10 protein-coding genes are annotated in these 9,789 nt (G+C 65.8%); 3 read left to right on the top strand and 7 right to left on the bottom strand.

Translation table 11 applies throughout. The features are described 5' to 3' along the window. A partial coding sequence (locus tag BIS11_RS05070; RefSeq protein ID WP_253585786.1) for a SulP family inorganic anion transporter occupies nucleotides 1-1,249 on the top strand: 1,249 nt, incomplete at its 5' end. A gap of 89 nt (nucleotides 1,250-1,338) precedes the next feature. Here BIS11_RS05070 and BIS11_RS05065 read toward each other — a convergent pair. The 3 genes from BIS11_RS05065 to BIS11_RS05055 all read right to left on the bottom strand — a co-directional run bounded on the left by BIS11_RS05065 (nucleotide 1,339) and on the right by BIS11_RS05055 (nucleotide 3,900). After that, entirely contained in the window at nucleotides 1,339-1,725 is a 387-nt protein-coding gene (locus BIS11_RS05065; RefSeq protein WP_253419403.1) for a CrcB family protein, read from the bottom strand. Beyond that, on the bottom strand, nucleotides 1,722-2,108 hold the full coding sequence (locus BIS11_RS05060) for a CrcB family protein (protein WP_253419406.1): 387 nt from the start codon (nucleotides 2,106-2,108) through the stop codon (nucleotides 1,722-1,724). The genes BIS11_RS05065 and BIS11_RS05060 overlap by 4 nt, the downstream gene beginning before the upstream one ends. Before the next feature lie 106 nt (nucleotides 2,109-2,214). Then, on the bottom strand, nucleotides 2,215-3,900 hold the full coding sequence (locus BIS11_RS05055; RefSeq protein WP_253419409.1) for a 2-isopropylmalate synthase: 1,686 nt from the start codon (nucleotides 3,898-3,900) through the stop codon (nucleotides 2,215-2,217). Between the two features lie 202 nt (nucleotides 3,901-4,102). On the opposite strand from BIS11_RS05055, the gene BIS11_RS05050 reads away from it, so the two are divergent. Next, a complete protein-coding gene (locus tag BIS11_RS05050) occupies nucleotides 4,103-4,585 on the top strand; it encodes an Lrp/AsnC family transcriptional regulator (RefSeq protein WP_253419411.1) in 483 nt (160 codons plus the stop codon). A 44-nt stretch (nucleotides 4,586-4,629) separates the two neighbouring features. Next, nucleotides 4,630-4,992, top strand: coding sequence for a RidA family protein (locus BIS11_RS05045; RefSeq protein ID WP_253419413.1), 363 nt, complete (start codon nucleotides 4,630-4,632; stop codon nucleotides 4,990-4,992). An 18-nt stretch (nucleotides 4,993-5,010) separates the two neighbouring features. Here BIS11_RS05045 and BIS11_RS05040 read toward each other — a convergent pair whose 3' ends face one another. The 4 genes from BIS11_RS05040 to BIS11_RS05025 all read right to left on the bottom strand — a co-directional run. Continuing rightward, complete coding sequence (locus tag BIS11_RS05040; protein ID WP_227389529.1) at nucleotides 5,011-5,862, bottom strand: MurR/RpiR family transcriptional regulator; 852 nt, start codon at nucleotides 5,860-5,862, stop codon at nucleotides 5,011-5,013. After that, nucleotides 5,862-6,710 carry an EAL domain-containing protein gene (locus BIS11_RS05035; RefSeq protein ID WP_253585785.1) on the bottom strand — a complete coding sequence of 283 codons (849 nt, stop codon included), beginning with the start codon at nucleotides 6,708-6,710 and terminating at the stop codon, nucleotides 5,862-5,864. Before BIS11_RS05035 ends, BIS11_RS05040 begins: the two co-directional genes overlap by 1 nt. Continuing rightward, entirely contained in the window at nucleotides 6,617-7,621 is a 1,005-nt protein-coding gene (locus BIS11_RS05030; protein WP_253585784.1) for a response regulator, read from the bottom strand. Before BIS11_RS05030 ends, BIS11_RS05035 begins: the two co-directional genes overlap by 94 nt. Beyond that, a partial coding sequence (locus BIS11_RS05025) for an ATP-binding protein (protein WP_253585783.1) occupies nucleotides 7,618-9,789 on the bottom strand: 2,172 nt, incomplete at its 5' end. The genes BIS11_RS05025 and BIS11_RS05030, both read right to left, overlap by 4 nt.

Below are 9,789 nucleotides of genomic sequence, written 5' to 3'. Positions count from 1 at the left end.
GCGCGAGCATGGCCTCGAGTACCTGTTCGCCGCGACCCTTCTGACCGGGGCGCTGCAGATAGCGGCGGGCTATCTCAAGCTCGCCGACCTGATGCGCTTCGTGTCGCGCTCGGTGGTGACCGGCTTCGTCAACGCGCTGGCGATCCTGATCTTCATGGCGCAACTGCCGGAGCTCACCGACGTCACCTGGCACGTCTACGCCATGACCGCCGCCGGGCTCGGCATCATCTACCTGTTTCCTTACCTGCCGCTGATCGGCAAGTCGCTGCCGTCGCCCTTGGTCTGCATCGTGGTACTGACCCTCGTCTATCTCGTGAGCGGCATGGAGATTCGCACCGTCGGCGACATGGGCGAGTTGCCCGATACGCTGCCGGTGTTCCTGTGGCCGGACGTCCCCTTGAACCTCGAAACGCTCATGATCATCTTCCCTTACGCGATCATGCTCTGCGTGGTCGGCCTGCTCGAGTCGATGATGACCGCGACCATCGTCGATGACCTGACCGATACGCCAAGCGACAAGCATCGCGAGTGCAGGGGGCAGGGCATCGCCAACATCGGGGCTGGCCTGATGGGCGGCATGGCGGGCTGCGCGATGATCGGCCAGTCGGTGATCAACATCAAGTCCGGCGGGCGCACGCGGCTCTCCACGCTGATCGCCGGGAGCGTGCTGCTGCTGATGGTGGTGTTCCTGTCCGAGTGGGTATCGCGGATCCCGATGGCGGCGCTGGTAGCGGTGATGATCATGGTCTCGATCGGCACCTTCGACTGGGCCTCGATCCGTGATCTCAGGAAACACCCCTTGAGCACCAACGTCGTCATGCTGGCGACCGTGGCCGTCACCGTCGGCACCCACAATCTGGCCCTGGGCGTGTTCGTCGGCGTGCTCCTGGCGGCGCTGTTCTTCGCCAACAAGGTGGGCAACGTTCTGCATCTTGGCTCTACCGAACGCCATGCCGGGCGCGAGCGCGAGTATCGGGTCGTCGGCCAGGTCTTCTTCGCCTCCTCCGAGCGCTTCATGGCGGCGTTCGATTTCAAGGAGCGTCTCGACCGGGTGATCATCGATCTCTCCCGGGCGCACTTCTGGGACATGACCGCCGTGCAGACCCTCGACCGGGTGATGATCAAGTTTCGCCGCGAGGGGACCGACGTGGAACTGGTCGGGCTGAGCGAGGCAAGCGCTACGGTGGTCGACCGCTACACGGTGCACAACGACCCGCAGGCGGTCGATAGGCTGATGAACGGCCACTGAGAGAAAGGTCTGCACGATCGCGCGCATCGTTGTCACCACCGATGACGCGCGATGCTCGGAAAGCGCCGCTGAGCGATACTGATCCCGTGCTAGTCGCCCGCCCGGGCGAGCCGCACGCCGAGCCACGCTCCCCCCAGCCACAGGGCCAGGCTGAGCAGGGCATAGAGCGCGGCGAGCCCTGGCTGGGCACGCAGCAGATGAACGGTTTCCAGCCCGAACAGCGAAAAGGTGGTGAAGCCCGCGCAGAACCCCGGCACCAGCAGCGGTTGCAGGCGCGCCCACAGGGTTTGCGGGCGCCGGGAGGCGTGCGTTGCGAGCCAGCCGATCAGGAACGACCCCAGGGCATTGACGCATAGCGTCGCCCACGGTAGCGCACTGCCCGCCACCGCCAGCACCCACAGCGATACCGCGTAGCGACAAAGGCTGCCCGCTGCCGTGCCGAGGCCGACCGCGAGGCAGGTACGCGCGCCGCTCATGCCGCCCCTCCCCAAAGCCAGCCAAGCAAGGCCAATGCCACGCCCAGCGCCACGCTGCCCGCCAGGTTGGCAATGGCCGCGAGGTGGCGCTGCGCTTGCCACAGCGAGAGCGTCTGCAGGCTCAGTGACGACACCGTGGTATAGCCGCCCAAGACGCCTGTGATCATGTAAAGCCCCAGGGGGGAGTCGGCCAGCGCATCGATGCCGAAACGCCCCAGCAGCAGGCCCGCGACGAAGGCGCCGCTGGCGTTGACGATGAGCGTTCCCCAGGGAAAGCGTGCGCCCCACAGGCGGTCGGCGAGATGCGTGACACCGAGCCGGGCCATGCCGCCAAGCCCGGCGCCCAGCGCCAGCAGCCCCAGGTGAACGAAGCCTTCTCCCATGTCGTGCTCGCCCTTGGCGGTGAGTGAGGCCGAAGTTGAGGCCCGAAGTTGAAGCCTAAGTTGAGACCGGAGTATAACAGGCCCGCGAGAGCGGGCCTTGGCGAGATCAGACGGTGGCGCTTTCTGCCGTGGTCTTGGTGGATTTGGACGCGCACGTCGCGGCATTGATGCCCGACAACAGTGCCTTGAGCGACGCGCTCACGGTGTCGCTGTCCTCGGCCACGGCGCAGAGGCGCTGGCCGTCGATGTTGAGCTGCACGAAAGCGATGGCGTTGGCTTCGCTGTCGCCGCCGAGCGAGTGCTCGCTGTAGTCGACGATCGCCACGTTGACCCCCGAATGCTTGCGCCAGGCGTCGGTGAAGGCGGACATCGCCCCGTTGCCGGTGCCCTCCAGGCGCAGGGTTTCCGCGCCCTCCCAAAGCGTCACCTCGATACCTTCGTGCTGCCCCTTCGAAAGGCGGTAGTCGGCGAGCGCCAAAGGGGCTTGCTGACTGAAGTGCTCGAACATCACCTGACGAATCATCTCGCTCGAGAGCTCGCTGGCGCGCGCCTCGCTCTCCTTCTGCACGTAAGGGGCCAACGCCAGCATCATCCAGCGCGGCAGGTTGATGCCGTAGTCGCGCTCGAGCAAGAAGGCCATGCCGCCCTTGCCGGATTGGCTGTTGACGCGGATCACCGCCTGGTAGTCGCGGCCGATGTCGTGGGGGTCGATGGGCAGGTAGGCGACCTGCCACGGCTCGTCGGGCTTCTGGTGCTTGAGCGACTTGCGGATCGCGTCCTGGTGGCTGCCCGAGAACGCGGTGTAGACCATCTCGCCGACCCAGGGGTGGCGTGGATGCATGGCGATGCCGGTGCACTCTTGCACTACCTGGATGATCTCGTCGGGGTTGGTCAGGTCGAGCTCCGGGTCGATGCCCTGGCTGTAGAGGTTCATCGCCAGGGTCACGATATCCATGTTGCCGGTGCGCTCGCCGTTGCCCAAAAGCGTACCCTCGACCCGCTCGGCGCCGGCCAGCAGCGCAAGCTCCGCCGAGGCCACCGCGCCGCCGCGATCGTTGTGGGTGTGGACCGAGACGATCACGCTGTCGCGATTCTTGATGTGCTGGCAGAAATACTCGATCTGGTCGGCGTGGTGGTGCGGGCCGGCAACCTCGACCGTGGTCGGCAGGTTGAGGATGCACTTGTTGTCCGGCGTCGGTTGCCAGACGTCCATCACGGCTTCGCAGATCGCGATCGAGAAATCGATCTCGGTGCTCGAGAAGCTTTCCGGCGTGTATTCGAAACACCACTCCACCTCGGGGTAGCGCTCGGCGTAGGTCTTCACCCAGGTGGCGCCCTGCACCGCGATATCGGTGATGCCATCGCGATCCATCTCGAACACCCGCTCGCGCTGGATGGTCGAGGTGGAGTTGTAGAGGTGCACGATCGCGCGCTTAGCGCCCACCAGTGACTCGAAGGTCTTCTCGATCAGGTGCTCGCGGCACTGCACCAGCACGGCGATGGTGACGTCCTCGGGGATCTGCTCCTCCTCGATCAGCCAGCGCACGAAGTCGTAATCCGGCTGGCTCGCCGAGGGAAAGCCGACCATCACTTCCTTGATGCCGACCTTGACGATCTGGTGCCAGAAGCGCTTCTTCTGCTCGACGCTCATCGGCTCCAGCAGCGCCTGGTTGCCGTCACGCAGGTCTTCGCTCACCCAGATCGGGGCGCGGTCGAGATCCTTGTCCGGCCAGGTGCGGTCGAAAGCGGGAACACGGGGGGCGGGGCGGTACTTGCGATGATCGAAGGCCATGGTCGTTTCCTGACGATGATTCGGGTGAGACACAAGCCCGCCGATGAGCGCTTGCCGGATCGCGGCCGAGCGCAGCGGGACTTGTCACGATAGCACCAGTATACGCCGGGCCTGGCAGAAGATTATTGCTAATATGCAGTTGGGTGGAAGATAATCGGCATTAAATAGCGCTTATTGTTCATTCGTTGGCAGGAGATGCCAAATGTTGCCGGTTCCGCTCGAGCTCGACCGCTTCGATCGCCACATTCTCGATGTGTTGCAGCAGGAAGGGCGCATCAGCAACCAGCTGCTCGCCGAGCGGATCGGGCTGTCGCCGTCGCCCTGCCTTCGTCGGGTGCGTGCCCTCGAGGAGCACGGCTTGATCGCGGGCTATCGCGCCGAGGTGGACGCGCGCCGGCTCGGGTTCGACCTGATGGTGCTTCTGCACATCTCGATGGACCAGCACACCGCCGAGCGCTTCGACAACTTCGAGCGCCAGGTGCGCGAGATTCCCAACGTCATCGAGTGCTTGATCATCACCGGGCAGGCAGCGGATTTCCAGCTCAAGATCCTGGTGCGCGACATGGACGACTACCAGCACCTGCTCTTGCACGTCATCAACCGCATCGAAGGCGTCACCGGCGCCCACACCAGCTTCGTGCTGCGCCGGGTGTTCGAGCACCGCCCCATTCCCACGCGCCGCTGAGGCGCATCCACGGCATCACGCCGTCTTCCAGAGAGGAGAGACCCATGAGCACCATCCAGCGTCACGACACCAAGGCCCGCATGAGCCGCGCGGTAATTCACCAAGGCGTGGCCTACCTGTGCGGCCAGGTGGCGGGCCCCGAGGCGCGCCAGGGCGACATCACCGCCCAGACCACCAGCATGCTGTCCCGCGTGGACGCGCTGCTCGAGGAGATCGGTTCCAGCCGCGAGCAGCTTCTCAGCGCCACGGTCTACCTGAAGGATGGCAATGACGTCGCCGCCATGAACGCGGTATGGGACGCCTGGGTGCCCGAAGGGCACGCGCCGGCGCGCACCTGCGTCTGTGCGCCGCTGCCGGCTGACGAGCTCAAGGTGGAGATCACCGTGACCGCTGCCGTCGACGCCTGAGCGTGACGGGCGGGGCGGTCACTCAAGCGGAAAGCGGGTGTCCCGCAGGCTGTCCTTGATCTTCTTGAGGTGGGGCAGGAAATCCTCGCCGCGGCGCAGGGTCACCCCGGTGGCCAGCGCATCGATCAGGGTGAGCTGGATCACCCGCGAGGTCATCGGCATGTAGTGGTCGGTGTCCTCGGGGGTGGCGACCTCGAGGGTGGCGGTGCACTCGTCGGCCAGCGGCGAGTCCGGGGCGGTGATGCCCAGCACCACCGCGCCCGCCGCCCGGGCGAGCCTTGCGATGTCGACCAGCTCCTTGGTGCGCCCGGTGTAGGAGATGATCACCACCACGTCGCCGGTATGGCAGGCCGCCGCCACCATGCGCTGCATGAGAACGTCGATGTAGGCCATCACCGGCAGGTTGAAGCGAAAGAACTTGTGCTGGGCATCCTGGGCCACCGCCCCCGAGGCGCCGAGGCCGAAGAAGTGGATGTGCTTGGCCTGGGTGAGGTAGTCGACCATGCGCTCGACGGCGGCCATGTCCACCTGGCGCTGGGCTTCGTCGAGCGCGGCGATGGTCGCGCCGAAGATCTTCTGGGTGTACTGGGTGGCGCTGTCGCCGGGCTCCACCGCCCGGGTGACGTAGGGCGTGCCGCCGGCAAGGCTCTGGGCCAGCTTGATCTTAAAGTCCGGATAGCCCTTGGCGCCGAAGTTGCGACAGAAGCGGTTCACCGTGGGCTCGCTCACGCCCGCCGCCTGGGCCAAGCTTGCGATGCTCAGGCTCGTGGCCGCCGCCGGGTCGTCCAGGATGACGTTGGCCACCTTGTACTCGGAGCGATTGAGGTCGTCGAGCCGTTCGCGCAGGCGTTCAAGCAGATCGTGGGCCATCAAGACTCCAGGGCGTTGTTCATGGGTGGAAGCGCTTGCCAGCGAGTGCACCAGTCATAGAACTCGTCGGCGGGCAGCGGACGAGCGTAATGATACCCTTGCGCCGCCTCGCAACCAATGGAGCGCAGGTAATCCGCCTGGGCCTTCGTCTCGATGCCTTCGGCCACCACGTCGCACCCCACCGCGTGGGCGAGCTGGGTGATCGCCAGCGCCAGGTGACGATCGACCTCCTTGTGCTCGAGATCCATCACGAAGGCGCGGTCGATCTTGAGCGTCGAGAACGGCAGCGTCTTGATGTAGGCCAGCGACGAGTGGCCGGTGCCGAAGTCGTCGATGGCCACGGCGATGTTCACCTGGGCCAGGCGCGCAAGCTGGGCGCGGGCGTTGTGCATGTCGCTCAGGATGCCCGATTCGGTGATCTCCAGCGACAGGAAGTAGGGGGGAATCCCATGCTCCTTGAGCCTGGCGAGCAGCTTGTCGGCGAAGTCGTGGCGGGCGAGCTGGCGGGCGGCGACGTTCACCGCGATATGGAACGCGTCGTCGAGCAGCCTCTTCTCGCGCCAGACGGCGATATGGCGCATCGCTTCGTCGAGCACCCATTCGCCGATCGACAGGATGTCGCCGCTGGCCTCGGCCAGCGGGATGAACTCCACCGGCGATACCGGACCGAGCGTCGGGTGGTGCCAGCGCAAGAGCGCCTCGGCACCGATCACTCGGTGGGTCGAGAGCGACAGCTTCGGCTGGAAGACCAGGCTCATCTCGCCGCGCTCGGCGGCCTGGCGAATCGACTGCTGCAGGTGCAGGCGATGGCGCTGGCGCGCCTCGAGCTCCTCGTTGTAGCTCTGCACGCGTACCGGACCGTTCTTCTGCGGCAGCGCCAGGGCCGCCAGTGCACCAGCCGCTCCGGCTCGAACGGTTCGGCGGTGGCGCTGATGCCGATCCTGACCCCCAGGGGCAGCAGCAGGTTGTCCAGGGTCTGGTCCTGGTTGAAGCACTCGAGCAGCGTCATCGCCTGAAGGACGAGCTGCTCGGGGCTTACGACGGGCAGGATCACCAGCAGCTCGCTGCCGCCCCAGATGCCGAGCCTGGCGGTCTCGCCGAGCTTGTCGTAGAGCTGCTGGCTGACGTGCAGCATCAGCGTGTCGGCCACGGCGTAGCCGTGAAAGCGGATCACCTCGTCGAGCTGGTCGATGGCGATGAACAAAAGGCCCGTGGGCGTGCCGTCGCTCGACGCCATGCGCAGCATCTGGGTCAGCGCCCGGCGGTTGGGCAGCTTGGTGAGGGTGTCCGTGCGCGACTCCCGGTCGAGGCTTCTGGCCTGTTCGACGGCCAGGCGCTCGAGGGTGGTCGCCTGGGCGTGGCGCTGCTGGTAGCGCTGTTCGAGCGCCAGGGCGTTGCGAATGCGCATGAGCACGTCGTCGTGCTGGAACGGCTTGGTGATGAAGTCGCGCACGCCCATGCCCTGCGCGCGGCGACGCGTCTCCTCGTCGATCTGCGCGGTGAGCACGATGATCGGCGGCACGGCCTCGCCGAACTGCGCGGCGAGCGCCTGCATGACCGCGTAGCCGTCCAGGTGCGGCATGCGAATATCCAGCAGGATCAGGTCCGGGCACCGGGCCTGACAATACCCCACCACATCGCGCGGGTCGTGCAGGCCGTGCAGATCGTCGAAGCCGTGATCGTCGAGCAAATCCATCAGCAGCTCGACATTGGCGACGTTGTCGTCGACCACCAACAGATGCTTGCGGGCGAGTTTCATGGGTCACATCCATGTAGGGCGGGGAGAAGCGCCTCGAGCATGTGCGAGAGCTTGTCGATGTCGATCGGCTTGGTGAGGTAGTCGTTGAACCCGGCTGCCAGGCCCCTGTCGATATCCGCCGGCATCGCGTTGGCGGAAAGCGCCACCACCGGGGTGGCGTCGAGCCGGGGAGTGCGGCGCAGCGCCTCGAGGGCCTGAAAACCGTTCATGCCCGGCAGGTGGATATCCATGAGGATCAGATCCGGGGTGGCGTGACGCAAGATCTCCAGCGCCAGTTCGGCGCTGGTCACGCTTTGCAGCTCGATGTCAGCGAAGTCGTCGATGATGTCCTGCATCAGGCACTGATTGGCAGGATTGTCCTCGATGTACAGCAGCTGGCGACGCTTGCCTGCCGCCGGCGCCTCGGGGCGCGGCTTTGGGTCCTGCTCGTCGTGAGCGTGCTCGTCGGTCAGCGGCAGGGTGAACCAGAAGGTGGAGCCCTTGCCCGGCGTGCTCTCGACACCGATCTCGCCTTGCATGCGGGTGACCAGCTCACGAGTGATGGCAAGGCCGATGCCGGTACCCTCGATGGGGCCGTGCTCGGCGTCCAGGCGGTTGAAAGGCTCGAACAGCTCGTCGCGGCGCTGCTCGTCGATGCCAAGGCCAGTATCCGTCACGCTGATGCGCAGCGCCTCGCCCGTTGGCACCACGTCCAGCGCGATAGTGCCGCGCGGACGGTTGTACTTGATCGCGTTGGAGAGCAGGTTCAAGAACACCTGCTTGGTGCGCGTAGGATCGGCGGCGACTCGCCAGTCGCGGGCGACACGAGGGCGCTCGAGAGTGATGCCCGCCGCCTCGATGTTGGCCTCGAGCGTATCGCAGGCGTCACTCAAGACGTCGAGGATCGAGATCGGCTCGATGGCGAGCGTCAGGTGCCCTGCCTCGATCCGGGCCAGATCGAGAATCTCGTTGATCAGGCTCAGAAGATGCTGCCCGCTGGTCTCGATCTGCTGGACCTGGCGCTGCTGCCTTTCGTCGAGCGGGGCGCGGCGCCCCTTGGACAGCAACTGGGCGAAGCCGATGATCGCATTCAGGGGCGTGCGCAGCTCGTGGCTCATCGACGACAGGAACTCGCTCTTGGCCTGGCTCGCCTTCTCTGCCAGGTCGCGGGCGACGGCCAGGTCGCGGGTCACCTGCTCACGCTCGGCCATCTGGCGGTAGAGGTTGATCAGCAGCGCGCAGGTGTCGGTGAACGGCTGCAGCCAGTCGAGCAGCGCCTGGTTGAGCGGCTGCTTGCTGTTGGCGATGGCGTACATGCCGATCAGTCGGTCGCCACTGATGATCGGCACGCCCAGGTAGTTGTCCAGACGCGGGTGGCCGTGGGGAAAGTTGCGCTGGGCGCCAAGGCCGTAGACATCGTCGGTCATCACCACTTCGCCGTGGGCGTAGACGCGCCCCAGCAGCGTATCGGGCCTGGTCAGCGTCATGTCGCCGCTGCGCAGACGATCCATCAGCTCCCGGGAGGAGTCGCTCCAGGAGAGGTCGGTGATGGCGTGGATCTTGAGCGTGTTGGTGGTGTCGGTGGGCAGCACCTCACCGATCAGCGCGTAGTCGCTGTCGGTGAGCTCCCGCAGCGCCTCCATCAGGAAGGTCCAGAGACCCTGGCCGGACATCAGCGCCTGGTAGTCGGTGATGCCCTGGTGGAGCACCTTCAACAGGCTCTGCTCCTTGATGATTCGCCGGTTGGCCGCGTAGATGCTGGTCAGGTCGGTCAGCACGCCGAGAAACTCGACCACCTCGCCCTGGTTGTCGTGGATGGCGTTGACCGCCAGGTGGACCGGCACCCGGTGGCCTTGCTTGTGCATCGCCTCGACCTCGCGGCCACGGCCAATGACCTTAGGCGCCCCGCCGGAAAGAAAGCGCGCGATGAACTGATCGTGCTCGGCGGCGATATGCGGCGGCGTGAGCACGGCGATGTTCCGGTCGAGAAGCTCGTGGGCCTCGTAGCCCAGAAGACTCAGCGCTAAGGGGTTGATCGCGATGATCCGGCCCTGGCGATCGATGCGGATCTTGGCGGTGGCGCTCTTGCTGAACAGCGCCTCGAAGCGCCGCGCGGTGCGGGTCAGCTCGGCCTGCAGCTTGCGCTGGCGCAGTAGGTCGTCGACCTGGGCGGCGAGCTTTTCCAGCAG

This window comes from Halomonas sp. 707D4 (assembly GCF_024158685.1).
GTDB lineage: Bacteria > Pseudomonadota > Gammaproteobacteria > Pseudomonadales > Halomonadaceae > Vreelandella.
Note: the sequence above shows the minus strand (reverse complement) of the source record. Positions and strands in the feature narration are given on the sequence as shown.

What these genes read in the sequence shown, in the direction of transcription:
- BIS11_RS05050 (WP_253419411.1), top strand. Translation starts at nt 4,103, where the DNA reads ATGTTGCCGGTTCCGCTCGAGCTCGACCGCTTCGATCGCCACATTCTC.
- BIS11_RS05060 (WP_253419406.1), bottom strand. Translation starts at nt 2,108, where the DNA reads ATGGGAGAAGGCTTCGTTCACCTGGGGCTGCTGGCGCTGGGCGCCGGG.
- BIS11_RS05055 (WP_253419409.1), bottom strand. Translation starts at nt 3,900, where the DNA reads ATGGCCTTCGATCATCGCAAGTACCGCCCCGCCCCCCGTGTTCCCGCT.
- BIS11_RS05045 (WP_253419413.1), top strand. Translation starts at nt 4,630, where the DNA reads ATGAGCACCATCCAGCGTCACGACACCAAGGCCCGCATGAGCCGCGCG.
- BIS11_RS05030 (WP_253585784.1), bottom strand. Translation starts at nt 7,621, where the DNA reads ATGAAACTCGCCCGCAAGCATCTGTTGGTGGTCGACGACAACGTCGCC.
- BIS11_RS05040 (WP_227389529.1), bottom strand. Translation starts at nt 5,862, where the DNA reads ATGGCCCACGATCTGCTTGAACGCCTGCGCGAACGGCTCGACGACCTC.
- BIS11_RS05065 (WP_253419403.1), bottom strand. Translation starts at nt 1,725, where the DNA reads ATGAGCGGCGCGCGTACCTGCCTCGCGGTCGGCCTCGGCACGGCAGCG.